Source organism: Pseudomonas sp. C5pp, from assembly GCF_000814065.1.
Lineage (GTDB): Bacteria > Pseudomonadota > Gammaproteobacteria > Pseudomonadales > Pseudomonadaceae > Aquipseudomonas > Aquipseudomonas asiatica.
In genome coordinates this window covers 1-26495 of record NZ_JWLN01000025.1, presented here as the reverse complement: position 1 = coordinate 26495, position 26495 = coordinate 1, and the positions used below count along the sequence as shown (strand labels likewise).

At 64.3% G+C, this 26495-nt stretch carries 14 protein-coding genes and 1 pseudogene; 6 read left to right on the top strand and 9 right to left on the bottom strand.

Features of this window, described 5'->3' with window-relative positions:
* Positions 1-9: 9 nt before the first annotated feature.
* Positions 10-1434 (bottom strand): cytochrome-c oxidase, cbb3-type subunit I, encoded by a 1425-nt coding sequence (gene ccoN / locus RR51_RS19445; protein ID WP_013973491.1) that lies wholly within the window; start codon positions 1432-1434, stop codon positions 10-12.
* A gap of 50 nt (positions 1435-1484) precedes the next feature.
* Here ccoN and RR51_RS19440 point away from each other — a divergent pair, with 50 nt between their 5' ends.
* Positions 1485-2177, top strand: coding sequence for an alpha/beta family hydrolase (locus RR51_RS19440; protein WP_039614426.1), 693 nt, complete (start codon positions 1485-1487; stop codon positions 2175-2177).
* A 112-nt stretch (positions 2178-2289) separates the two neighbouring features.
* Here RR51_RS19440 and ppnP read toward each other — a convergent pair whose 3' ends face one another.
* Both ppnP and RR51_RS19430 read right to left on the bottom strand, forming a co-directional pair.
* A complete protein-coding gene (ppnP, locus tag RR51_RS19435; RefSeq protein ID WP_003259920.1) occupies positions 2290-2574 on the bottom strand; it encodes a pyrimidine/purine nucleoside phosphorylase in 285 nt (94 codons plus the stop codon).
* A gap of 73 nt (positions 2575-2647) precedes the next feature.
* The gene (locus tag RR51_RS19430; protein ID WP_003259919.1) at positions 2648-3199 is read right to left on the bottom strand and encodes an exonuclease domain-containing protein; all 552 of its coding nucleotides are present in this window, start codon (positions 3197-3199) and stop codon (positions 2648-2650) included.
* A gap of 172 nt (positions 3200-3371) precedes the next feature.
* Between RR51_RS19430 and RR51_RS19425 the strand changes: the two genes are divergently transcribed.
* Positions 3372-4172, top strand: a complete 801-nt coding sequence (locus RR51_RS19425) for a substrate-binding periplasmic protein (protein WP_039614425.1) — start codon at positions 3372-3374, stop codon at positions 4170-4172.
* A gap of 63 nt (positions 4173-4235) precedes the next feature.
* Entirely contained in the window at positions 4236-5249 is a 1014-nt protein-coding gene (locus RR51_RS19420; protein WP_039614424.1) for a GNAT family N-acetyltransferase, read from the top strand.
* Positions 5250-5383: 134 nt separating this feature from the next.
* Here the strand turns inward: RR51_RS19420 and RR51_RS19415 are convergent, their stop codons facing one another.
* The gene (locus RR51_RS19415) at positions 5384-5914 is read right to left on the bottom strand and encodes an RNA polymerase factor sigma-70 (RefSeq protein ID WP_003259914.1); all 531 of its coding nucleotides are present in this window, start codon (positions 5912-5914) and stop codon (positions 5384-5386) included.
* A gap of 316 nt (positions 5915-6230) precedes the next feature.
* Between RR51_RS19415 and RR51_RS19410 the strand changes: the two genes are divergently transcribed.
* Positions 6231-19184, top strand: a complete 12954-nt coding sequence (locus tag RR51_RS19410; protein WP_039614423.1) for a non-ribosomal peptide synthetase — start codon at positions 6231-6233, stop codon at positions 19182-19184.
* Between the two features lie 216 nt (positions 19185-19400).
* On the opposite strand, the gene RR51_RS19405 is transcribed toward RR51_RS19410, so the two are convergent.
* Entirely contained in the window at positions 19401-20129 is a 729-nt protein-coding gene (locus RR51_RS19405; RefSeq protein ID WP_039614422.1) for an ATP-binding cassette domain-containing protein, read from the bottom strand.
* A 1-nt stretch (position 20130) separates the two neighbouring features.
* Positions 20131-20943 carry a hypothetical protein gene (locus RR51_RS19400; RefSeq protein ID WP_236693281.1) on the bottom strand — a complete coding sequence of 271 codons (813 nt, stop codon included), beginning with the start codon at positions 20941-20943 and terminating at the stop codon, positions 20131-20133.
* A gap of 524 nt (positions 20944-21467) precedes the next feature.
* On the opposite strand from RR51_RS19400, the pseudogene RR51_RS32000 reads away from it, so the two are divergent.
* Positions 21468-21805 (top strand): annotated as a pseudogene (locus RR51_RS32000) (phosphopantetheine-binding protein); the annotation flags it as partial.
* A gap of 51 nt (positions 21806-21856) precedes the next feature.
* On the top strand, positions 21857-22936 hold the full coding sequence (locus RR51_RS29515) for an RHS repeat-associated core domain-containing protein (protein ID WP_082044725.1): 1080 nt from the start codon (positions 21857-21859) through the stop codon (positions 22934-22936).
* Positions 22937-23045: 109 nt separating this feature from the next.
* Here the strand turns inward: RR51_RS29515 and dsbG are convergent, their stop codons facing one another.
* Genes dsbG through dsbD form a run of 3 tightly spaced genes read right to left on the bottom strand, consistent with a single transcriptional unit; the run spans position 23046 to position 26357 of the window.
* Entirely contained in the window at positions 23046-23804 is a 759-nt protein-coding gene (gene dsbG, locus RR51_RS19390; RefSeq protein WP_039614420.1) for a thiol:disulfide interchange protein DsbG, read from the bottom strand.
* 1 nt (position 23805) lies between these two features.
* Complete coding sequence (locus RR51_RS19385) at positions 23806-24642, bottom strand: TlpA disulfide reductase family protein (protein ID WP_039614419.1); 837 nt, start codon at positions 24640-24642, stop codon at positions 23806-23808.
* Complete coding sequence (gene dsbD, locus RR51_RS19380) at positions 24642-26357, bottom strand: protein-disulfide reductase DsbD (protein WP_039614418.1); 1716 nt, start codon at positions 26355-26357, stop codon at positions 24642-24644. The genes RR51_RS19385 and dsbD overlap by 1 nt, the downstream gene beginning before the upstream one ends.
* Positions 26358-26495 lie beyond the last annotated feature (138 nt).

Below are 26495 nucleotides of genomic sequence, written 5' to 3'. Positions count from 1 at the left end.
CAGGTCTCCTCAAGCCAGCTGGGCGTTCGCAGGGGCGACATCGAGCGCCGGCGAACGCACGGTGCGCCAGGTGTTCCAGGCCATCAGGAACATGCCGCTGAGGAAGATCGCACCGCCGACGAAGCGCACGATGAAGCCTGGGTGGCTGGCCACCAGGGTTTCCACGAACGAGTAGGTGAGCGTGCCGTCGCTGTTGACCGCGCGCCACATCAGGCCCTGGGCGATGCCGTTGACCCACATCGAGGCGATGTACAGCACGGTGCCGATGGTGGCCAGCCAGAAGTGCGCGTTGATCAGGCCGATGCTGTACATGCGCTCCTTGCCGAACACTTTCGGGATGGTGTGGTACAGCGCGCCGATCGAGATCATCGCCACCCAGCCGAGGGCGCCGGCGTGCACGTGGCCGATGGTCCAGTCGGTGTAGTGGGACAGGGCGTTGACCGTCTTGATGGCCATCATCGGGCCTTCGAAGGTGGACATGCCGTAGAACGCCAGCGACACCACCAGGAAACGCAGGATCGGGTCGCTGCGCAGTTTGTGCCAGGCGCCGGACAGGGTCATCATGCCGTTGATCATGCCGCCCCAGCTTGGTGCCAGCAGGATCAGCGACATCACCATGCCCAGCGACTGCGCCCAGTCTGGCAGGGCGGTGTAGTGCAGGTGGTGCGGGCCGGCCCAGATGTACAGGGTGATCAGCGCCCAGAAGTGCACGATCGACAGGCGATAGGAATACACCGGGCGTTCGGCCTGCTTGGGCACGTAGTAGTACATCATCCCCAGGAAGCCTGCGGTCAGGAAGAAGCCCACGGCGTTGTGGCCGTACCACCACTGCACCATGGCATCGGTGGCGCCGGCATAGACCGAGTAGGACTTGGTCAGGCTGACGGGCAGTTCCAGGTTGTTGACGACGTGCAGCATCGCCACGGTGAGGATGAAGCCGCCGAAGAACCAGTTACCGACGTAGATGTGCTTGGTGTTGCGCTTCATCAGCGTGCCGAAGAACACGATGGCGTAGCTCACCCAGACGATGGTGATCAGGATGTCGATCGGCCATTCCAGTTCGGCGTATTCCTTGGAGCTGGTGTAGCCCAGCGGCAGGCTGATGGCCGCCAGCAGGATCACCAGTTGCCAGCCCCAGAAGGTGAACGCGGCCAGGCCCGGTGCGAACAGGGTGGTCTGGCAGGTGCGTTGCACCGAATAATAGGAGGTGGCGAACAGCGCACAGCCGCCGAAGGCGAAGATCACCGCATTGGTATGCAGGGGGCGCAGGCGGCCGAAGCTGGTCCAGGGGAGGTCGAAGTTGAGGGAGGGCCAGGCGAGCTGGGCGGCGATGAAGACGCCGAGCCCCATCCCGACGATTCCCCACACCACCGTCATGATGGCGAATTGGCGGACCACCTTGTAGTTATAGGCGGTACTGCTGGTTGTGTTCATGTATGGGTTCCCATCCACGGTTATTTGGCAGGCTTTACAGCGAGGCAAGCATGATTAATGGGCAAAGTGCCGGTATTGACGGGGATCAATGGGCGAAGGTCGGAAATGTCCCAGGCTTGCGCTGCGATCCCCCGCACCTTCGGGGCAAGGACGGCTACAAGGGCTGCCTGATCCTGGCCCATGGCGCAGGTGCGCCGATGGACAGCGGGTTCATGGACGAAATGGCGCAAAGGCTTGCGGCGCTTGGGGTAGCGGTAGTGCGCTTCGAGTTCCCGTACATGGCCGAGCGCAGGGTTGCCGGCGGCAAGCGGCCGCCGAACCCGCAGAAGGTGTTGCTGGAATGCTGGCGCGAGGTGTACAGGCAGGTGCGACCTTTGGTCGCGGGCAAGTTGGCGGTGGGTGGCAAGTCCATGGGCGGGCGCATGGCCAGCCTGCTGGCCGATGAACTGGAAGCGGATGCACTGGTGTGCCTGGGCTATCCGTTCTATGCAGTGGGCAAACCGGAAAAGCCACGGGTCGAACACCTGGCCGAATTGAAGACGCCGACGTTGATCGTGCAGGGCGAGCGGGATGCACTGGGTAACCGCGAGGCGGTGGCAGGGTATGCGTTATCGCCGGCGATCGAGGTGAGCTGGCTGGTGGCGGGGGACCATGACCTGAAGCCGCTGAAGGCCTCGGGGTTCAGCCATGAGCAGCACTTGCAGGCGGCGGCTGAGAAGGTTGCGGCATTCCTGTCGCAATAGTGCTGGATTCTTCGCGGGCTTGCCCGTTCCCACAGGTTCACTACAGGTCTGAAACTTGTGCAGCACCTGTGGGAGCGGGTTTACCCGCGAAGAGGCCGGACCAGGCTGACGCTTAGTCGCGGTACTCGCACAGATAAGCGGTATCCACCTTCACCTGCAGCTGGAACTTGCTGTCAGCCGGCACGTTGAACTTGTCGCCCGCCTTGAAGGTTTCCCAGTTGTCGCTACCTGGCAGCTTCACGGTCAGCGCACCCGAAACCACGTGCATGATCTCGCGCTTGGCAGTGCCGAACTCGTATTCGCCCGGGGCCATCACACCGACAGTGGCCGGGCCTTCTTCGCCCGCGAATGCGATCGACTTGACGGTGCCGTTGAAGTACTCGTTGACCTGGAACATGGGCGACTCCTGAAAGGGGGGATGAAAAAGGGCTGGCCAGTATGCCCAAGCCCACCGGCCCCGTCATCTGCTTTCAGGTAGCGTCTGCCGGCAGGCTCAACGGCAGCAGCCGCGCGGTATTGCGTGCATCTTCCAGGGCCCGGTGCTGCTGCCCGCAAAAGTGCATGCCGGCCAGCTGCAGTGCACCATTCAGGCCAGCGGGGCGCTGCAGGTGGCGGGCCTTGGCGAAGCGTTGCTTGAGGTTGATGTGCGGCAGGGTCCGCAGCAGGCTGTCCAGCCCATGCTGCTGCCATTCCTGGTGCAACTGCTGGCGGTCGTAGTCGCCCCAGCTGACCCAGGCCTGAAGCTGCCCGCGGTGGTGCCCGAGCCAGCGCTCGAAGCTTGCCCATACCTCGCGGAACGACGCGGCACTGTCCACGCTGGCCTGGCTGATGTGGGTCAGCTCACGGCAGAACGGGGTCAGCTGCGGCCGTCGCCGAGGCTTCACGAAGCGCTGGAAGTGGTCGACCTCGCGGCCATCGCGGGTAACCAGGCTTGCGCCGATTTCAATGACTTCCATCTCTGTGACCGGCCACCCACCATCGTCGGTGGTGGCTTCCAGGTCGATCACCAACCAGTGGCCCATACCAGGCTCCCTTGCAGATCCTGCTAGAGCGTAGCGAAACTCCGGGCATCCGGCATCCCCTGGCAGTTTGCCCGCAGCTTTGGCGCAAAGTGCCACTAACCGGCAGTTGTGTCCGGCCCGGAAAACGCCTAGCTTAGGCGGACCCCGGCATGAACCGTGATGAGTGTCCGTCTTGACTCCAGCGACCGGCCTGAAGGCCCTGTCTTCCCTGATGCTGCTAGCCGTGTTCTGGCTGGCGGCGCCGGCATGGGCTGCCGATGCCGTCGAGGTAAAGATTGGCGCTGCGCATTTCCCTCCGTACACGGTACGCCCGGAGCAGGGCGCCGACAGCGGCCTGCTGCGGCAGTTGGTCGACGCGCTCAATCGCGCGCAGCAGCGCTACCACTTCGTCGTGGTGCCCACCTCCATCCAGCGGCGTTTTGGTGACCTCCAGCAAGGCCGCACCGACATGGCCATTTTCGAGAACCCGGCATGGGGCTGGCAGCAGATTGCCCACCAGAGCGTGGACATGGGCCTGGAAGATGCCGAGGTGTTCGTCGCCCGCAAGGCCAGTGGCCGTGACCCGCATTACTTCGACGACCTGCGCGGCAAGCGCCTGGCGCTGTTCAACGGCTACCACTATGCGTTCGCCGGCTTCAACTCCGACCCCGACTACCTGCGCAAAGCCTACAACGCGACTCTGACGTATTCCCATGACAGCAACCTGCTGATGGTGCAGGCCGGCCGCGCCGACATCGCCTTGGTCACGCGTTCCTACCTCAGCGATTTCCTGGCGCGCAACCCGGCCAGTCGGGAGCAGTTGATGCCCTCGCAGCGCATTGACCAGGTCTATCATCACTACGCCTTGCTACGCCCTGGGGCACCCATCGGTGAACAATCGTTCGCGGCGCTGCTGCGTGCCCTGCGCGACAGTGGTGAGCTGGCGCGTATCTTCGAGCCATACCGCATCACGGTGGCGGCCCCGCGCGACTAAATTCCCGTGATGCGGCAACGTTCTCAGCAGTGAGCCTTTTCTTCATTGCCGCGAGTCAAGCCCATGCCGTTCGATGCCGCATCACAGCCCCAGTCAGCGCCACGCTGGCGCAGCCTCAGTGCCGAGGAGGGTGACAGCTGGCTGAGCCTGTCCCTCGAAGGCCGCGCGTTGATCCAGTTGCGCCTGGAGATGGGTGCTACTCTGCATGTCCACCTCGAGCGGCTGTGCCCCGAGCGCCCCTATGTGGCCTTGTGGGCCGCCTGTTATTGGCTGCTGGCCCGCGATGCGGCCTGCCAGCGTCTTGCCTGGCACCTGCCCGAGCCGTTGCCTCAGGCATTGACCAGTGGCCTGCTGCTGGCCGGCGACCAGCCTGGCCAATACCTGTGCGAGCGGGCGCTGTTCTGGCAGCTGCCACAGCCGTGGCTGGGCGAGTCGGCCAGCGTGGCCTACCCGCAGCAGATGCAGATCAGCAACGGCAAGCGCCACCCACGCCGCGCGCCCAAGCCTCGTGGCGAGGTGTACCGGCGCTTCGATACGCGCCTGGGCAGTTGGGTATCGCTGCGTACCTTGGAGATCGAGCATGACCTGGAGCGCTTCAACCGCTGGCAGAACAACCCGCGGGTGGAGGCGTTCTGGCAGGAGGGTGGCACCCTTGCGCAGCATCGCGAATACCTGGGCAAGCTCGAGGCCGACCCGCATGCCCTGACGCTGATCGGTTGCTTCGATGACCAGCCGTTTGCCTACTTCGAGGCGTACTGGGCCAAGGAAGACCGCATTGCGCCGTTCTACCCGGCCGATGACTACGACCGTGGCATCCACATGCTGGTGGGGGAGGAGAGCCACCGCGGGCCGCACAAGGTGGCCAGCTGGCTATCGGCGCTGGTGCACTACCTGTTCCTGGATGACCCACGCACCCAGCGGGTGGTGGCCGAGCCGCGTGCCGACAACGGCAAGATGATCGGCTACATGCACGACCAGTGCTTCCATTGCGACAAGGAGTTCGACTTCCCGCACAAGCGTGCGGCGTTGATGATTCTGGGGCGGGAACGGTTTTTCGATAAGTGTAAATTGGCTTGAGTGCCAGGGGGCCGCTGTGCGGCCCTGTGGGAGCGGGTTTACCCGCGAAGAATGCGACATGGTGCATGGCACCGGCTATGCCGGTGTTCGCGGGTAAACCCGCTCCCACACGTGCCCTCAGCAACCTTGAAGGTTCAGGCCTGCCGACTGGCCGTCTTGCGGCAATGCACCAGCGCATCGCGGATCATGAAGTTGACCAGCGTCGGCGACACTCCCAGCTCCTTGGCAATGTCCTTCTGCGGCACGCCATGCAGGCGGTACATCTCGAAGGCATAGCGGGTGCGCTGGGGCAGTTCGTTCAGCGCCTCGGCAATGTCATCCAGCGCGGCAAGGTTGATGTGGGTGGCTTCGGGGGAGGTATTTTGCACGACCACGTTCAGGCCTTCTTCCTCGCTGCCGGAGTATTTCAGCTCCATGGCCTGCTTGCGGTAGTGATCGATGGCCAGGTTGCGCACGATCTGGAACAGGTAGCTCAGCTGCGCCTTGAACGATGATGTTATCTGCGGGGCGGCGCTGAGCCGGAAAAAGGCGTCCTGCACCACATCTTCGGCGCGCGATCGGCAGCCGGTAATGCGGGCAGCGATCTTGACCAGAATGCTGCGGTTGTCGACGAAGGCCTGCAGTAATGGTGAATCGCACTTACTTGTGGATAGTTGTTCCGCCATGGAAATCACCTTGTCACAGAGGGGAAAGGACGCACCCAAATTTGGGAAGCTTCCTACGACGGGCGACAAGCTATTCAGAATGATAATGATTGTCAAATGCGAAATGTAATTGGTAACCGTGCATTCCGGTTCTAAGCCTGTGGCATCGGGCTTGCCCGCGAAAGGGCCTGCGTGGTGCCCTTGCCGGTGCCGTGACACGCTAATTTCTCCCCCCGCCCATCCGTCCCCTGTGTACACCTCAGGCCGCCACATGCCGCTGCGCCCACGTTCGCGCAGCAGCCGGCCCGACCCAACCAGACACTGGCAGGAACACCCCATGACGGACGCCTTCGAACTCCCGCTCTCGCTGGTCCAGGCCCTGGCGCAGCGCGCCGTGCAGACCCCGGACAAAGTCGCCTTGCGCTTTCTGGCCGACGCTCCCGGCGAGCAGGCCGTGCTCAGCTACCGGGACCTCGACCAGCGCGCACGCACCATCGCTGCTGCCTTGCAAAGCCGGGCCGGTTTCGGCGACCGCGCAGTGCTGTTGTTCCCCAGCGGGCCAGACTATGTGGCGGCATTCTTCGGCTGCCTGTATGCCGGTGTGATTGCGGTGCCGGCCTACCCGCCGGAGTCCGCGCGCCAGCACCACCAGCAGCGCTTGCTGTCGATCATCGACGACGCCGAGCCGCGCCTGCTGCTGACCGTCGCGGCCCTGCACGACAGCCTGCAGGGCCTGGAAGCCCTGACAGCGGCCAACGCCCCCGAACTGCTGGCGGTGGATGGCCTGGACCCGGCACTGGCTGCAAACTGGCGCGAGCCCGTGCTCAAGGGTGATGACATCGCCTTCCTGCAATACACCTCCGGCTCCACAGCACTGCCCAAGGGCGTGCAGGTCAGCCATGGCAACCTGGTGGCCAACGAACAACTGATCCGCCAAGGCTTTGGCATCGACCTCAACCCCGACGATGTGATCGTCAGCTGGCTGCCGCTGTACCACGACATGGGCCTGATCGGCGGCCTGCTGCAGCCGATCTTCAGCGGCGTGCCCTGTGTGCTGATGTCGCCGGGCTACTTCCTGGCCCGGCCGCTGCGCTGGTTGCAGGCCATCAGCGAATACGGCGGCACCATCAGCGGCGGCCCCGACTTTGCCTACCGGTTGTGCAGCGAGCGGGTCAGCGAGGCCTCCCTGGCCGGGCTCGACCTCAGCCGCTGGCGGGTGGCCTATTCCGGCTCCGAGCCGATCCGCCAGGACAGCCTGGCGGCCTTTGCCGACAAGTTCCAGGCCTGCGGCTTCGACCCGCAGAGCTTCTTCGCCAGCTACGGCCTGGCCGAGGCGACCCTGTTCGTCAGCGGCAGCCGCCGTGGCCAGGGCATCGCCGCGCTGGAGCTGGACGCCGAAGCCTTCGCCGCCAACCGTGCGGAGCCTGGCAAGGGCAGTGTGCTGATGAGCTGTGGCTACCCGCAGCCCGGGCATGCCGTGCGCATTGTCGAACCACAACGCCTGCAGGTACTGGGCGACAACCAGGTGGGCGAGATCTGGGCCGCCGGCCCGAGCATCGCCCTGGGCTACTGGCGCAACCCTGAGGCCAGCGCCCGCACCTTCGTCGAGATGGGCGGCCAGACCTGGCTGCGTACCGGCGACCTGGGCTTCATGCGCGAAGGCGAAGTGTTCGTCACCGGCCGCCTGAAGGACATGCTGATCGTGCGCGGGCAGAACCTGTACCCGCAGGACCTGGAAAAAACCCTCGAGCGCGAAGTGGAGGTGCTGCGCAAAGGCCGGGTGGCAGTGTTCGCCGTCGAGCAGCAAGGCGAGGAGGGTATTGGCGTGGCGGTGGAAATCAGCCGCAACGTGCAGAAGGCGATCAAGCCCCAGGCGCTGATCAAGACCCTGCGCCAGGTGATTGCCGACGCCTGCCGCCAGGCCCCGGCCGTGGTCCTGCTGCTGAACCCGGGGGCGCTACCCAAGACCTCCAGCGGCAAGCTGCAGCGTTCGGCCTGCCGCCAGCGCATGGACGATGGCAGCCTGGACTGCTATGCCCGCTTCCCTGAGGTGGGCGAGCCCGTTGCCACGGATGCCGCCGGCAATGAACTGCTGGCGCGCATCGCCGGTGTGTGGCGCGACATCCTCAAGGTCGAGGCGGTGGCGGCGGACGACCACTTCCTGCTGCTGGGCGGCAACTCCATCGCCGCCACCCACGCCACCGCACGCCTGGCCGATGAACTGGGCATCGAGCTGGGCCTGCGCACCCTGTTCGAAGCGCCGATACTGGCTGACTACGCCAAGGCCGTGGCCGCGATCATCGCCGAAGGCGGTGGCCGGGTCGGTGCCATCGCTACACTGAAACGCACCCAGGCGCTGCCCCAGTCGCTGGCGCAAAACCGCCTGTGGTTGCTGTGGCAGTTGGACCCGCAGTCGGCAGCCTACAACATTCCGGCCGGCCTGCAGTTGCGCGGTGAGCTGGACGAAAACGCACTGGAAGCGGCCTTCCAGGCGCTGGTGGCGCGCCATGAATCACTGCGTACCCTGTTTGCCGAAGAGAACGGCCAGGCCCTGCAGCGCATCCAGGCGCAGCAGCCGTTCGACCTTCGCCGCCTGGACCTCGAAGGCCAGGCCGCCGAACAGGTCGCCGCCCAACGTGAAACCGAAGCTCGCCAGCCGTTCGATCTGACCCAGGGGCCGTTGCTGCGGGTGACCCTGGCGCGCCTGGACGATGAACACCATCAACTGTGGGTGACCCTGCACCATATCGTCGCCGACGGCTGGTCGCTGAACATCCTGCTCGACGAATTCGCCAAACTGTACGCAGCCCATTGCCAGGGCCTTGAGGCCAACCTGGCACCGCTGACCCTGGGTTATGCCGACTACGGCACCTGGCAGCGACAGTGGCTGGCCGCAGGCGAAGCCGAGCGTCAGCTGCAGTACTGGCAGGCGCGTCTGGGGGATGAACTGCCGGTGCTCGACCTGTGTACCGACCACCCGCGCGCCAGCCAGCGCGACCACCGCGCCACTCGCTTCAACCTCAAGGTACCGGCCAGGCTCACCGAAGCGCTCAAGGGCCTGGCCCGCGAACAGCAGGCCAGCCTGTTCATGGTACTGCTGGCCGGCTGGCAGGCGCTGTTGCACCGCTACAGTGGCCAGGCCGATATTCGTGTCGGCGTGCCCAACGCCAACCGCCCGCGCCTGGAAACCCAAGGCATGGTCGGCTTCTTCATCAACACCCAGGTGCTGCGTGCGCAGCTCGACGGCCGCCTGCCGTTCGACCAGTTGCTGGCCCAGGTGCGCCAGGCCACCCTGGATGCCCAGGCCAACCAGGACCTGCCGTTCGAGCAACTGCTCGAAGCCCTGCCCGAGGCTCGCGAGCAAGGCCTGTTCCAGGTCATGTTCAACCACCAGCAACGTGACCTGTCTGCGCTGCGCCGCCTGCCGGGCCTGCTGGCCGAAGAGCTGCCGTGGCACAGTCGCGAAGCCAAGTTCGACATGCAGCTGCACAGTGAAGAAGACCACCAGGGCCGCCTGAGCCTGGCCTTCGACTATGCCGCCGAATTGTTCGATGCCAGTACCGTCAAGCGCCTGGCCCAGCACCTGTTGGCCCTGCTCGAGCAGGTGTGTGCCGGGCCGCAGCGGGCGCTGGGCGAGGTGCAACTGCTCGACGAGCCTGGCCGCGCGCAACTGCTGAGCTGGGGCGAGGCACCCGCTGCGCCGCCGCAACGCCTGCTGGTCGAGCAGCTCAATGAACAGGCACGCCTGACCCCGCAGCGCACCGCCCTGGTGTGGGACGGTGGCAGCCTGGATTACGCCGAGTTGCACCAGCAAGCCAACCGTCTGGCCCACTACCTGCGTGACAAAGGCGTGGGCCCGGACACTTGCGTGGCCATCGCCATCGAGCGTTCGCCGCAGCTGCTGGTGGGCCTGCTGGCCATTCTCAAGGCCGGTGGTGCCTATGTGCCGCTGGACGTCGATTACCCGGCCGAGCGCCTGGCCTACATGCTCGCCGACTGCAACGCTGGCCTGTTGCTGAGCCACAGCAGCCTGCTGGGCAAGCTGCCACAGGTTGATGGCGTCAGCGCCATCGCCCTCGACCAGCTGCACCTGGACAGCTGGCCAAGCCATGCCCCCGGGTTGCATCTGCATGGCGACAACCTGGCCTATGTGATCTACACCTCCGGCTCCACCGGCCAGCCCAAGGGCGTGGGCAATACCCACGCGGCACTGGCCGAGCGCCTGCAATGGATGCAGGCCAGCTATGTGCTGGACGACAGCGACGTGCTGATGCAGAAGGCGCCGATCAGCTTCGACGTTTCGGTGTGGGAATGCTTCTGGCCACTGGTGACCGGTTGCAAGCTGGTGCTCGCCGGCCCTGGCGAGCACCGCGACCCGCAGCGCATCGCCGCGTTGGTGCAGGCCCATGGCGTGACCACGCTGCACTTCGTGCCGCCGCTGTTGCAGGTGTTCGTCCAGGAGCCGCAGGCGGGTGCCTGCAGCAGCCTGCGCCGGCTGTTCTCCGGTGGCGAAGCGCTGTCCGCGGCACTGCGTGACCGCGTGCTGCAGGTGCTGCCACAGGTGCAGTTGCACAACCGCTATGGCCCGACCGAAACTGCCATCAACGTCACCCATTGGCACTGCCAGGCCACCGATGGCGAACGCTCGCCGATCGGCCGCCCGCTGGGCAATGTGCTGTGCCGTGTGCTGGACGACGAGCTGGAACTGACCGCCCCCGGTGTGCCCGGCGAGCTGTACCTCGGCGGTGCAGGCCTGGCCCGTGGCTACCTGGGCCGCCCGGGCCTCACCGCCGAGCGCTTCGTGCCCCAGGCTGACGGCAATGGCGAGCGCCTGTACCGCAGTGGCGACCGCGCCCGCTGGCAGGTGCAGACCGAGGCGCTGGAATACCTTGGCCGCCTAGACCAGCAGGTCAAGGTGCGTGGCTTCCGTGTCGAACCCGAGGAAGTCCAGGCCTGCCTGCTGGCGCAGCCGGGGGTCGAACAGGCGCTGGTGCTGATTCACAAGGATGCCGTAGGTGCGCAACTGGTCGGCTACTACAGTGGCAGCGCTCAGCCTGATGCATTGCTGACGGTGCTGGCTGAACAACTACCGGCCTACATGGTGCCGGCACAACTCATCCCGCTGGCGCAGATGCCACTTGGCCCCAGCGGCAAGGTCGACCGAAAGGCATTGCCCGCCCCGGTGTGGCAGCAGCGGCAGCACGTCGAGCCGCAAACCGAGTTGCAGCAGCAGGTCGCCGCCATCTGGCGCGAGGTGCTGAACCTGCCGCGCATCGGCCTGCAGGACGACTTCTTCGCCCTCGGCGGCCATTCGCTGCTGGCCACTCAGATTGTCTCGCGCACGCGTCAGGCCTGCGATGTCGAACTGCCGCTCAAGGCCCTGTTCGACGCCAGCGAGCTGGGCGCCTTCTGTGCCGAGATCACGCGTATTCGTGCTGCCGGTGAGCGCAACCTGCAAGGCGCAATCACCCGCGTCGACCGCCGCCAGGCGGTGCCGCTGTCGTACTCGCAGCAGCGCATGTGGTTCCTCTGGCAAATGGAGCCGGGCAGCCCGGCGTACAACGTCGGCGGCATGGCGCGCTTGCGCGGCACCCTGCATGTGGATGCCTTCGAGCGAGCGTTGCAGGCGCTGGTGGTGCGCCACGAAACCCTGCGCACCACCTTCCCCAGCATCGATGGCGTGCCGTATCAGTGCGTGGCCGAAGACAGCAGCCTGCACCTCGACTGGCAAGACTTCAGCGCCTTACCCGCAGATGCCCGCCAACAACACCTGCAGCAACTGGCCGACGACCAGGCGCACCAGCCGTTCGACCTGGAGCGCGGCCCGCTGCTGCGTGCCTGCCTGGTCAAAGCCGAAGAGCGCGAGCATTTCTTCGTGCTGACCCTGCACCATATCGTCACCGAGGGCTGGGCCATGGACATCTTTGCCCGCGAACTGGGCGAGCTGTACGAGGCCTTCGTCGATGACCGCGAATCGCCGCTGGCGCCGCTGCCAGTGCAGTACCTGGACTACAGCGTGTGGCAACGGCAATGGCTGGAAAGCGGCGAGGGCGCCCGCCAACTGGCCTACTGGCAGGCCCGCCTGGGCGATGAGCACCCAGTGCTGGCGTTGCCTGCCGACCGCCCGCGCCCGGCAGTGCAGAGCCACCGTGGCGAGCTGTACCGCTTCGAGCTCGACCCGGCGCTGGTTGCCCGCGTGCATGCCTTCAACAGCCAGCGCGGCCTGACCCTGTTCATGACCATGACTGCCACCCTGGCCGCCTTGCTGCACCGCTATAGCGGCCAGCGTGACCTGCGCATTGGCGCGCCGGTGGCCAACCGCATCCGCCCGGAAAGCGAAGGGCTGATTGGCGCGTTCCTCAACACCCAGGTGCTGCGTTGCGAGCTGGACGGCCAGATGAGCGCCGCGCAGTTGCTGGAGCAGGTACGCCAGGTTGCTATCGAAGGCCAGTCGCACCAGGACCTGCCGTTCGACCAGCTGGTGGAAGCCCTGCAGCCACCGCGCAGCAGCGCCTACAACCCGCTGTTCCAGGTGATGTGCAACGTTCAGCGCTGGGCCTTCCAGCAAAGCCGCCAGCTTGCCGGCATGCAGGTGGATTACCTGGTCAACGACGCCAGCGCCACCAAGTTCGACCTGTACCTGGAGGTGACCGACCTCGACGGCCGCCTGGGTTGCTGTCTGACCTATAGCCGTGACCTGTTCGACGAACCACGCATCGCACGCATGGCCGAGCACTGGCAGCAATTGCTGGTGGGCCTGCTCGACAACCCGCAACAGCGCCTGTGCGAGCTGCCGATGCTGAGCAGCGCCGAGCAGCAGTTGCTGGCTGGCCAGTTGCAGGGCGAGCAGGGTCTCGCTCTCGACCAGACCGTGCATGGCCTGTTCGCCGCCCAGGCTGCGCGTACGCCACACGCTGGCGCGTTGACCTTCGCCGGCCGGCACATGACCTATGCCGAACTCGACCAGCAGACCAACCGCCTGGCCCGCGCCCTGCGCGAGCGTGGCGTCGGCCCGCAGGTGCGTGTGGGCCTGGCGCTGGAGCGTTCGCTGGAAATGGTCGTCGGCCTGCTGGCCATCCTCAAGGCCGGTGGCGCCTATGTGCCGCTCGACCCCGAATACCCGCTCGACCGCCTGCGCTACATGATTGAAGACAGCCGCATCGGCCTGCTGCTCAGCCAGCGCGCGCTGCTGCAAACCCTGGGGCAGCTGCCCGAAGGCGTGGTGCGCTGGAGCCTGGAAGACGACAGCGCCAGCCTGTCGGCCTACAGCGATGCGCCGCTGGACAACCTCAACCTGCCGCAGCACCAGGCCTACCTGATCTACACCTCCGGTTCCACCGGCAAGCCCAAGGGCGTGGTAGTCAGCCACGGCGAGTTCGCCATGCATTGCCAGGCGGTGATCGACGCGTTCGGCATGCGCAGCGATGACTGCGAGCTGCACTTCTATTCGATCAATTTCGACGCCGCCAGCGAACGCCTGTGGGTGCCGCTGCTGTGTGGCGCCCGCGTGGTGCTGCGTGCCCAGGGGCAGTGGGGTGCCGAAGACATCTGCCAGCTGGTGCGCGAGCAGCAGGTGAGCATCCTCGGCTTCACGCCAAGCTACGGCAGCCAGTTGGCCCAGTACTTGGCCGGGCAGGGCGAGCAGTTGCCAGTGCGCCTGGTCATTACCGGTGGTGAGGCGCTGACCGGCGAACACTTGCAGCGCATCCGCCAAGCCTTTGCGCCGCAGCAGTTCTTCAACGCCTACGGGCCGACCGAAACCGTGGTCATGCCGCTGGCCTGCCTGGCACCACAGACACTGCCGGCGGAGCTGGGCAGCGTGCCGATCGGCCGTGTCATCGGTAGCCGCACGGCCTACATCCTCGACGAAGACCTTGCCCTGTTGCCGCAAGGCGGTGTTGGCGAGCTGTATGTCGGCGGTGCCGGCCTGGCCCAGGGTTACCACGACCGCCCGGGCCTAAGCGCCGAGCGCTTCGTCGCCGACCCGTTCGGCAGTGAAGGCGGGCGCCTGTATCGCACCGGTGACCTGGTGCGCCTGGGCAGCGATGGCCTGGTCGAGTACGTCGGCCGCGCCGACCAGCAGGTGAAGATTCGCGGTTTCCGTATCGAGCTGGGCGAAATCGAAAGCCGCCTGCAGGCGCATGCCGATGTCGACGAGGCTGTGGTGCTGGCCCTCGACCTGCCGGGCGGCAAGCAACTGGTGGGTTACCTGGTGTGCAGGCAGGCCGCTGCCGACAGCGAGGCCCAGGGCCTGCTGCGCGACGCGGTGAAAGCCGATGCCCGCCAGCACCTGCCGGACTACATGGTGCCGGCGCACCTGGTGCTGCTCGACAGCCTGCCGCTGATGGGCAACGGCAAGCTCGACCGCCGTGCGCTGCCGCTGCCGGACCTGGAACAGGCACGCCAGCAGTACCAGGCGCCTGGCAACGAGGTGGAAGCGCAACTGGCGCAGATCTGGCGCGACGTGCTCAACATTGCCCGGGTCGGCGTGCAGGACAACTTCTTCGAACTGGGCGGCGACTCGATCCTGTCGATCCAGGTGGTCAGCCGTGCTCGTCAGGCCGGCTTGCAGTTCACCCCGCGCGACCTGTTCCAGCATCAGACCATCCAGACCCTGGCCGCCATCGTTCAGCGCAGCGAAGCCGCCAGCAGCATCGAACAGGGCCTGCGCCAGGGCCAGGCCGGCCTCACGCCGATCCAGCACTGGTTCTTCGACAGTGAAGTGCCACAGCCGCAGCACTGGAACCAGGCTGTTCTGCTGGAGGCACGCAAGCCGCTGGATGAGGGGGTACTGAAGCGAGCCTTGGCCGACCTGGTGCAGCACCACGACAGCCTGCGCCTGCGCTTTGGCCAGGCCCGGGGCCGCTGGCAGGCCGAATATGCTTCGCCTGCCACCGGGCAATTACTGTGGACAGCCACGGTCGCCGACTTCGCCGATTGCCAACCGCTGTACACCGACCTGCAACGCAGCCTCGACCTGGAACAGGGCCCACTGTTGCGCGCCTTGCTGGTAAATGACGGCCAGGGCGGCCAGCGCCTGTTGCTGGCGATCCATCACCTGGTGGTCGATGGCGTGTCGTGGCGCGTGCTGCTGGAAGACCTTCAGGCGCTGTACCGAGGCCAGCCGCTGCCGGCCAAGACCCACGCCATGGGCGACTGGGCCGCACGCCTGGCCAGCTATGCCGGCAGTGATTCGCTGCGCGACGAGCTGGGCTGGTGGCAAGGCCAGTTGGGTGGTGTGCGCCGTGAACTGCCATGTGATCACCCGCAGGGCGGCAACCTGCACCGCCACGCCCGTACCCTGGCCATCGGCCTGGATGTGGCGCAGACCCGGCAGTTGCTGCAGCAGGCCCCGGCGGCCTATCACACCCAAGTCAACGACCTGCTGCTGACCGCGCTGGCGCGTGCCCTGTGCCGCTGGAGCGGTGATGAAGAAGTGCTGGTACAGCTTGAAGGCCATGGCCGTGACGGGCTGTTCGAAGACATGGACCTGACCCGCAGCGTCGGCTGGTTCACCAACGCCTACCCGCTGAGCCTGCGCCCGCTGCCAGGCGAGGACGATGCAGCGCGGGCAGGCTCGATCAAGCGCATCAAGGAGCAACTGCGCCAGGTGCCGCACAAAGGGCTGGGTTATGGCGTGTTGCGCTACCTGGCCGATACGACCGTGCGTGAGCAGATGGCGGCCCTGCCGCAGGCACGCATCACCTTCAACTACCTGGGCCAGTTCGACCAGCAGTTCGACAGCACAGCCCTGTTCCAGCCGCTGGACGCCCCGGCCGGCCTGGCCCACGACCTCGATGCACCGCTGCCCAACTGGCTGAGTGTCGATGGCCAGGTGTACGGCGGCGCCCTGCAACTGCGCTGGACCTTCAGCACCGAACGCTACGACGAGCGGACCATCGCCTGCCTGGCCGAGGCCTATCGTCAGGAGCTGCTGGCGCTGGTCGAGCATTGCCTGGCTGATGGCAACGGCAGTTTCACTCCATCGGACTTCCCGCTGGCGCACCTGACCCAGGCGCAGATCGACGCGCTGCCGGTACCGGCCGCGCAGATCGAGGACGTCTACCCGCTGACGCCGATGCAGGAGGGCATGCTGTTGCACACCCTGCTGGAGCCGGGCAACGGCCTTTACTACATGCAGGACCGCTACCGCATCAACAGCGCGCTCGACCCCGAACGCTTCGCCCAGGCGTGGCAGGCGGTGGTGGCACGCCACGAGGCGCTACGCGCATCGTTCAGCTGGAACACCGGCGAGGCGATGCTGCAGATCATCCACAAACCGGGCAACATGCCGGTGGACTATCAGGACTGGCGTGGCCTCGACGACGACGCCCAGGAGCAGCGCCTGCAGGCCCTGCACAAGCAGGAACGCGAGGCTGGTTTCGCCCTGCTCAGCGAGGCGCCGTTCCACCTGCGCCTGGTGCGTGTGGCCGACGAGCGCTACTGGTTCATGATGAGCAACCACCACATCCTCATCGATGCCTGGTGCCGCTCGCTGCTGATGAACGATTTCTTCGAGATCTACCAGGCCCTCGGCGAGGGGCGCCAGGCCCGCTTGCCGGTGCCACCGCGCTACCGCGACTACATCGGCTGGCTGCAACGCCAGGGCCTGGACGACGCGCGAGCCTGGTGGCAGGCCAACCTGGCCGGCTTCGAACGCGCCACCACGATCCCCAGCGACCGCCCGCTGCGCCACGACCATGCCGGTAGCGGCATGATCGTCGGCGACTGTTACACCCGCCTGGCGGTGACCGACGGCGTGCGCCTGCGCGAACTGGCCCAGGCCCACCAGCTCACCGTCAACACCTTCGCCCAGGCGGCCTGGGCACTGGTGCTGGCGCGCTACAGTGGCGACCGCGACGTGGCCTTTGGCGTGACCGTGGCCGGGCGCCCGGTGAGCATGCCGCAGATGCAGCGTACCGTCGGCCTGTTCATCAACAGCGTCGCCCTGCGCGTGCAATTGCCTGTGGCGGGTGAGCGCTGCAGTGTGCGGCAGTGGTTGCAAGGCCTGTTGGAGCACAACATGGAGCTGCGCGAGTATGAATACCTGCCGCTGGTGGCCATCCAGGAATGCAGCGAACTGCCCAAGGGCCAGCCGCTGTTCGACAGCCTGTTCGTGTTCGAGAACGCGCCGGTGGAAACTGCCGTGCTCGACCACGCCCAGCACCTGAATGCCAGCTCCGACTCGGGCCGTACCCACACCAACTTCCCGCTGACAGCGGTGTGCTACCCGGGCGATGACCTTGGCCTGCACCTGTCGTTCGACCAGCGCTATTTCGACTACCCGACCGTCGAGCGCCTGCTGGCCGAGTTCAAGCGCCTGCTGCTGGCGCTGGTGCAAGGCTTTGAAGGGGAGATGAGCGCACTGCCGTTGCTGGGTGCGGAAGAGCAGCGCTTCCTGCTGGAAGACTGCAACCGCACCGCGCGCGCCTATCCGTTGGAACAGAGTTACATCGCGCAGTTCGAGGCGCAGGTGGCCGCGCATCCGCAACGTACCGTGGCCCGCTGCCTGGACGCGTCCTACGACTACGCCGGCTTGAACCTGGCGGCCAACCGTCTGGGCCATGCCTTGATCGCGGCGGGTGTGAACGTGGACCAGCCGGTGGCACTGCTGGCCGAGCGTGGGCTACCGCTGCTGGGCATGATCGTCGGCAGCTTCAAGGCCGGCGCCGGCTACCTGCCACTGGACCCGGGCCTGCCGGCGGCGCGCCTGCAAAGCATCATCCAGCTCAGCCGTACACCCGTGCTGGTGTGCAGCGCGGCCTGTGCCGGGCAAGGGCGGCAGTTGCTGGACCAGCTTGCGTTGGCGGCACGGCCGCAGCTGCTGGTCTGGGAAGACATCCAGGCCAGCCCGGTGGCCAGCCACAACCCCGGCATTCACAGCGGGCCGGATAACCTCGCCTATGTGATCTACACCTCAGGCTCCACCGGCCTGCCGAAGGGGGTGATGGTCGAGCAGCGCGGCATGCTCAACAACCAGCTGAGCAAGGTGCCGTACCTGGCGCTTGGCGAGCACGACGTGATCGCCCAGACGGCCTCGCAGAGCTTCGACATTTCGGTGTGGCAGTTCCTTGCCGCACCGCTGTTCGGCGCCAGGGTGGAGATCGTGCCGAACGCCATCGCCCATGACCCGCAGGGCCTGTTGGCGCATGTGCAGGCCACCGGCATCAGCGTGCTGGAGAGCGTGCCGTCGCTGATCCAGGGCATGCTGGCCAACGACCACCAGGCCCTCGAAGGCCTGCGCTGGATGCTGCCGACCGGCGAAGCCATGCCTCCGGAGCTGGCGGCGCAGTGGCTGCAGCGCTACCCGCAGATCGGCCTGGTCAACGCCTACGGCCCGGCGGAGTGCTCCGATGACGTGGCGTTCTTCCGCGTCGATGCCGCCTCGACCCGTGGCAGCTACCTGCCGATCGGCACGCCGACCGACAACAACCGCCTGTATCTGTACGGCGAGGACCAGACGCTGGTACCACTGGGTGCGACAGGTGAGCTGTGCGTGGCTGGCACCGGCGTGGGCCGTGGCTATGTCGGCGACCCGGTGCGCACGGCGCTGGCGTTCATTCCCCATCCTCATGGTGCACCGGGCGAACGCCTGTACCGCACCGGAGACCTGGCGCGGCAGCGCCCGGACGGGGTGCTGGAGTATGTCGGGCGCATCGACCATCAGGTGAAGATTCGCGGCTACCGCATCGAACTGGGCGAAATCGAAGCCCGCCTGCACGAACAGCCAGAGATCCGCGACGCTGCCGTTGGCGTGCAGGAGGGCGTCAATGGCAAGCACCTGGTGGGTTACCTGGTGGCGCATCAGGGTGTTGCAGCCGACGCTGCGTTGCTGGAACAGCTCAAGCTGCGCCTGCGTGCCGAGTTGCCGGAGTACATGGTGCCACTGCACTGGGGCTGGTTCGACAGCCTGCCGCACAACGCCAACGGCAAGCTCGACCGCAAGGCCTTGCCGGCCATCGACATCGGTGGCCAGCACAGCCAGGCCTACAAGGCGCCGCGCAATGAGCTGGAAGAGGTACTGGCAGGTATCTGGGCCCATGTGCTCAAGGCCGAGCGGGTCGGGGTGCACGACAACTTCTTCGAGCTGGGCGGGCATTCGCTGCTGGCCACGCAAATCGCCTCGCGGGTGCAGAAGCAGCTGCAACTGAACGTGCCGCTGCGGGCGATGTTCGAGTGCAGCACGGTGGAGGAGCTGGCGGTGTATGTGCAGGGGCTGCAGGGCAGTGTGCTGGATGACGACAAGGTCGACCGGCTCAGTGACCTGATGGCCGAACTGGAGGGGTTGTGACCTTAGCAGGTGAGGCCTGCACCGCCCCTGGATTGGTGCACAAAAGTTGAAATTGCTGGGGCCGCTATGCGGCCCTTTCGCGACACAAGGCCGCTCCTACAGATACGGCGTTGTTCTCGAGGTTTGGCGCTGCACCTGTGGGAGCGGGCATGCCCGCGAACACCGGCGCAGCCGGTGCCATACCTGCAACCCCACCTTTCCCATGGTTCTTCGCCGTCATGATGCAGCCCCGATTTCTTCCTGCGACATCGACGCATTGATGAATGCTTCATCAAAAGAGTTCGCATGGTAGCGAGCGAGAAACTCATGAGCATTCTCAAATGGCTCGAGGTGTTGATGAGCGAGCATGTAGAAACGATGGCAGTTTGTGGCAATTTCCTCGGTATAGTGAGATGAAATCAAAACACCAGCCCCGTTTTTGCACGCGTTCTTTATACCTAGCCATATGTGGTGTCTGAATTCTGGGTCTACCCCCGCAGTAGGCTCGTCGAGGATGATCAGGTCGCTGCCCATTAGCAGTAGCGTCAGTGTGACAAAACTCCGGACTTCGCCATAGCTGCAAGTAGATGCCTTTTTCTTGTAGATTTCAGCATACCGTTTCGACAGGGAAGGTGACCATTCAGAGAGGCGTGAAAGCACCTCGCAGTGATCCGGTGCTGATCTGGAGTTTAAATGTGTAATCAGTTGGTAGACTTCGCTCATCCTGAGCAAGGGCGGTGGTGTCAGTACTTGAGTCAGATAAGCCTGCTGTCTGGATGAGTTTATGATTGTGCCGTTGCTTGGTTTTCTGATGTTGCAGATCAGGTCGAAAAGCGTGGTCTTTCCTGCTCCGTTACTGCCCAGTACGCCAACGGCTTCTCCTTTTTTCAACTGTAGCGTGATGTTCTGTAGTAGAGGGCTGCTGTTGTATGAAAAGTCCAGGTTTTTGATGGTGAGAAGGTGCATTTTAATAGCGGCTCCATATGGGGTGGATTCTGAATAGCTTTCCTGTTGCATAGAGTCCCGCTGTTGAAATGACAAAGGCTGTCAGAAAACTAATGGTGAATGGTATCTCTCCGGTAATTATTCTTGTGCTCAGGTGCAAGGGGTTGATCAACGTTGACCAGTGGGTCAGTTCGTCTTGTGTGGTACCCAAATAGCCGGAAAGTAACATCAGGAACGAAAGAAGCGAAAATAGCGTGCCGGCTGTGCTGAATTTGATGGGCATCGCTGCGATCGCCAAGCCTATGCAGGAGAATATCAGGTAACTCGTATAGAACGCGGCTGTAAGGTACAGGAGTTCTGATAGCGAGTAGGAACCGTATAGAGGCTTGGAGATGAAGTAGAAAAAGCTAGAGTACACGACACTGACCAATGTGTAGCTGACGGCGTGCGATATGAGGAAAAGTGCATTGCCTCGCGTTGGTAAATGAATGACCGGACGAAGCCACTTTCTCGTCGCCCGATTAGATAAAAGCCGAGGCCGAAGAAGGCAACGTTTGCAGCGATGTAGGCGTAGAACCACGCAGCAGAGGATATATAGAGAGAGTCTGGTGGCGCTGCAAGGGAACGGCTTTGCCTCAGTAGTATGAACATCAAGCAAGGCGCCGCCGCTGTCCACAGCAACGCAGTGGGTTCTCGCAGGTGTTCCAGGATCAACACCTTGGTGATCATGAGGATCTGTTTTGTTCGCGTTATGGGGTATGGCTTTTTGTTCATTTTTCTCGCCTTTAGTGTGTTCGCGAATGCAGGGGGTAAGGGTTTTATATTCAGGCTGCATGTGCGTCAAGTTTGATGGAGGCGATGTGTTGGCGGGGGTGTAATCTAGTTGTTTGAATTGCAGTTGGTGTTGTGGGATTTATCTGAGGGGTATGTCTGATCGCGATCTGTTCACTGATCATGGGAGTGAAAAAGACTTCTGTTTTTTGTAGGGCGGATCTGAAGTTGTTGTGGGATCGTTATGTGTTTTATTGCCGGGCGTTGTTTCCCGATGATCGGTTCGGAAAGGTGTTTGTCGCCTTAGGTGGTATAACTTAGTGTTGCCAAATGTAAACTTGGCCATTGGCTGGCATCGGGGCCGATGTGCTCAAGGACGAGCTGGAGGGGTTGTGACCTAAGCAGGTGAGGCCTGCATCGCCCCGTGTAGGAGCGGCCTTGTGTCGCGAAAGGGCTGCACGTCAGCCCCAGCAATTTCAGCTTTTATGCAGCAATTCTGGGGCCGCTATGCGGCCCTTTCGCGACACAAGGCCGCTCCTACAGATATGGCGTTGTTCTCGAGGTTTGGCGCAGTACCTGTGGGAGCACAGCCAGGCCTACCAGATACCGCGCAACGAGCCGGAGGAAGTAATGGCAGGATTTTGGGCCGAAGTGCTTAAGGCCGAGTGGGTTGGGGGCACGACAACTTCTTCGAACTGGGCGGGCATTCGCTGCTGGCTACGCAGAGGGCCTCGCGGGGCCTGCAGGGCAGTGCGCTGGAAGACGACAAGGTTGACCGGTTCAGTGACCTGATGGCGGAGCTCGAAGGGCTATTGAAAGCAGGGGGCGCTTTGCGCCCCTTTCGCCGGCAAGCCGGAACAGGCAACCGGGTAATCAGCGCTTGCCAAGAATCTTCCCAAGCTACTCTGGCCGGGATGCAGTGTTGACCTTCCTTATTAGGATGCCCGTGACCAGCCCCCCGCGTTGATGGGGTACGTATGGGATATATCATTGATGGGTTGATGGACAAAAAACCATCGCGGTATACCACCTATTTCTACCAGTTCCTCAATCTCTGCAAGGGGCTCACAGTGGGTAGCAGTGTACTCTATTCACTCCGGACATCAGGGGCTTCAATCATGAACAGTTCATCGAGCAGGTCGTTTGTCTTCTACCAAGGGGATAAGCTCATAACGTTGAAGCATGATGACCGGCATCGCGCCGTTTTTCGCACGCCTGATCTGCCTTTGGCCGAGCAACGAGTCGCTGGCGGTGAGGCATACGGTTTGTTCGCGACAGACGCAAAGGCCTCGGTACTGTCGGTGCAGGAAACTGACAAAGGGGAGCATCACGCATACTCTGCTTACGGCCATGACCCGAAACTACCGTCATCACTCACATTACTTGGCTTCAATGGCGAAGCATTCGCTCTGGTTTCGGGCGGCTATGCACTAGGCAACGGCTATCGATCATTCAACCCCGCCATGATGCGATTCATCTCGCCTGACAGGTTGAGCCCGTTTGGAAAGGGGGGGATAAATGCGTACTGCTATTGCAGTTGCGATCCCGTCAATAACGTCGACCCCAGCGGCCAGATGAAACACATGCTACATCCTTCCGCTCAGATATCGCAACCGGCCACTTCCATTACTTCCATAAATGAACCCGACATATTCTCCAGAATCGTCAGATATCTAGACCTGAGAAGCGCTGGCGCATTTTCAAGAGCCAATAAACACCTTTACCGTATGACCAGGCCAGCCTTCCAAAAGATCGAGCGTTCGCTGGGTCATCCTGGACAACTAGTCGATGCCGCGCTTGAAGGCACTGTCGGCCCGGCCCTTGGCCACTCCCATGAGCTTTTGGTGAAAAGACCAGATATAACGCTCCCTCCCCAATCACGTCCTGATGGCGCGAGGGACCAACTTATCCGTGATATCCAGGCCAGCAGAAAATTCCGGGAGGCTCAGCGAACGAGATTACCTTCGAGCGACACATCATCGGAGTCGGACTCTGATGATGAAATTAGTCGCATTAACGCTGGAATACGTAAAGCACTGAATGGCCCACAGTTGTAGGAATAATCGCGAATTTCTTCGGTATGCCTGCATCGATGAGCCTGTGGCCGAGGGATTACCCGCGAAGAGGCCCGAACACGTTCGGACAATTGCGTCCGGCGATTTCACATCAGCGCTTGCCGAGAATCTTTCCAAGCAACTCCGGCCGCGGTGCGCCTTGCTGGCTTTGCAGGTTGCCCTGGTCATCCTGATAGAAGATCGCCGGGGTCGCCTGCAAGCCCATTTCTTCCATCAGCGCCATGTTCGCCGCCAGCTTTTGCTGCACCGCCTCCGGCACCTGCTCCAGTGCCTTCAACTTGCTGGCCTTGCCGGCCTTTTCATGTTCCTGCAGTGCCTTGGCCGGGTCTTCCGCCGCCAGCAGCGCCGCCGATTTGCCCGGGCTGTCCTCGCGGATGATGCCGACCATGATATGGCGCAACTGCACCTTGCCCGACTCTACCCATGGCCGTGCCTGCTCCCAGAACATGTTGCAGTACGGGCAGTTGGGGTCGCTGAACAGGTACACCTTGCGCGGTGCATCGTCCTTGCCGTCGGCGATCCAGGAGGTTTTCTCCATCTTCGCCCAGATTTCCTTGCTCATCGGCGCATACACCAGCTTTTTCAGCGGCTCGGCACTGAGGTCGTTGCCCTGTTCGTCGAACAGGCTGCCGACCAGTACATGCTTGCCGTCAGGGGTGAGGTACAGCGCCAGGCCGTTGTTCTGGTATTCGGCGGCATACCCGCGCAGGCCGTTGGGGGCGTCGAAGCTGCCTTTGATCACGGCGCCCTTGGCTTGCAGTTGCGCAATCGCCTTGGGCAGCTCTTCGGCCTGCAGGGGAGGGGCAGCTAGCAGAGCCAGGGACAGGGGCAGCAGTGCAGTCAGTCGCATGTCAGTTTCCTTGTGCGGCAGGGGCGGGCGCGGTGGCCCGGTCGAAAGGCTCCAGGGCGTGGCGCAGGCTGGCCCGGGACAGCTCGCCCAGATGGCTGCCGACCAGGCGCCCGTCGGCGTCGTAGAACAGGGTGGTGGGCAGGGCCATGGAGCCGACGCGCTGGGCCAGCAGGCCGGTGCCGTCGAACAGCACGTGGGTCAGGCTCAGGCCGGTGGTGGCGAGGAAGGTGCTGACGTTTTCCGGGGTCTCGCCCTGGTTGACGAACAGGAAGGTCACGTGCGGGTAAGCGCTTTGCGCCTGTTGCAGCACCGGCATTTCGCGTCGGCAGGGTGGGCACCAGGTAGCCCAGATGTTGATGACCAGCGGTTTGCCGCGGTAGCTGTGCAACGCCACGGATTGGCCGTTGGCCTTGCGCAGACTCAAATCGGGCAGTTCGGTGCCCTTGCTGTACAGGTGGCCCCCGAGGCTGGCCAGGCCCCAGAACAGCGCGCCGCTGAACAGCGCCCAGCCCAGCGGGCGGCGCAGGCCCGGATGGCGCCAGCCTTGCCACAGGGCGCCGAGCACGATGCCGGCAAGGCCCGACCAGAACAGGAAGCCGCCATCACGGATATCGATGATCTGCAGCGGGTCGTCCTGGTACATCGGCCAGTACGCCAGCACGAAGCCGGCGCGTGCGCACAGCAGGCCGATCAGGAACAGGTTGAACAGTGCCGATTCCGGGCTCTCGCCGCCACGCCGGGCGACCCACCAGCCGACCATGCTGGCGATCACCAGGGCGGTGAGCATCAGCAGGTGGTTGAGGGCCATGGTCAGTGGCCCGAGGGTTACGGTCAGCATCAGCCTTGGCTCCTGGTCTGGGTCCAGTGTTGCAGGAAGGCGGCCGCATCCACTTCACCGGTGATGCGCCGCGCGCGGCGTTCGTCGCCTTCCGGGCCGACCCAGATGATGCTGGGCGGGCCGGGTACCTGGTAGCGCTGCAGCAAGGCCTGGCTGGCCGGGGTGTCGGCGGTCACGTCCAGGCGCAGCAGGTGCACACCGGCCAGGCCGGCCTGCACGTCGCTGCGGGCGAACACCTGTTTTTCCATGACCTTGCACGACACGCACCAATCGGCATAGTAGTCGAGCATCACCCACTGGCCACGGGCCTTGGCCGCATCCAGTTCGCGTTGCAGGTCTTCGGGGCGGCTGACGGTGACGAAGGCGTCCTCGGTGTGCTGGTCGGTGGCCGGCGTAGCGCCGCTACCGGCGAACGGGCGCAGCGGCTGCCAGAGGTCGTCGCCACCGGCTGCCGCCCCCACCAGCAGCAGGCCGCCCCACAGGGCACCCAGCAGTGGCAAGGCGCGCAATGCCGGCAACCGCTGTAGGGCCGGCCAGGCAGCCCAGGCCAGGGCAATCAGCAAGGCGCCGCTCAGGGCCAGCAGCAATGCTGCGGGCAGCAGGCTGCGCAAGGTGTATAGCGCCATGCCCAGGAACACGAAGCCGAACACGCCCTTGACCCGGTTCATCCAGGCGCCCGGTCGGGGCAGGTAGCGGTTGCCCAGGGTTACCAGTAACAGCAGCGGCACGCCCATGCCCAGGCCGAGGCTGAACAGTACCAGCGCCCCTTGCAGCACGTCGCCGCTCTGGGCGATGTACAGCAGCGCGCCGGCCAGCGGCGCGGTCATGCACGGGCCCATCAGCAGGCCGGACAGCGCGCCGAGCAGCGCCGCGCCATACAGGTTGCCGCCGCGGGTGCCTTGCCCGGCGCGGTCGAGGCGGTCACGCACGGCGGCGGGCAGTTGCAGTTCGAAGGCGCCGAACATCGGCAGGGCCAGCAGCACGAACAGCCCCGCCAGGCTGCCCAGCAGCCAGGGTTGCTGCAGCCAGGCCTGCAGGCTGGCACCCAGCAGTGCGGCGACCACGCCCAGGGCGGCATACACCAGGGCCATGCTCAGTACATAGACCCCGGCCAGTATCCAGCCGCGCCGGGCACTGGCGCCATTGCCCAGCACCAGCCCGGCGAGGATCGGCAGCATCGGCAGCGAGCAGGGGGTAAAGGCCAGCAACAGGCCCAGGCCGAAGAACGCGAGCAGGCTCCAGACCAGGTGGCCTTTTTGCAGGTCGCTGGCCAGGGCCTGGTCACTGGCTTGTTCGGCCGCCGACGCCACACTGCCACCCAGGTCGACCAACGTGGTTTGCGGGGGGTAGCACAGGCCGGCGTCGGCACAGCCCTGCCAGCCCAGGCGCAGCTGGCCCTGGGCATCGGCCGGGAGCAGCAGTTCGAGCTGGTCGCGGTACACCGCACTGTCGCCGAAGAACTCGTCGTGGTGGTTGAGAGCGGCCGGCAGTTGCGGGTGCTGTTCGGCAGGCAGGCCGTCGAATTTCAGGCGCTTCTGATACAGGTAGTAGCCAGGCTGGATCTGGAAGAACAGGCGCATCTGGCCGTCGGCCTGGCGGTCGTGGGTAAGCACGAAGGCCTGGTTGACCGGCAGGAAGTCCGGTTTGACATCGAACGGGTTGGCCTGCAACGGGCCGGCCAGCAGCAGTGTCAGGAAGAGCAGGAGGACGCGCATGTCTTCGCCTTGGCAGTACGTTGAAAGGGTCATGCTGGCTTGGGTCGATTAACCCAAGGTTAACTCTGGTTTTTGGTCAGGGGCGCGCATCAGGGCTTGCAGGTGTTTACCGCGGGATTGTCTGCGCCTGGGAGATCG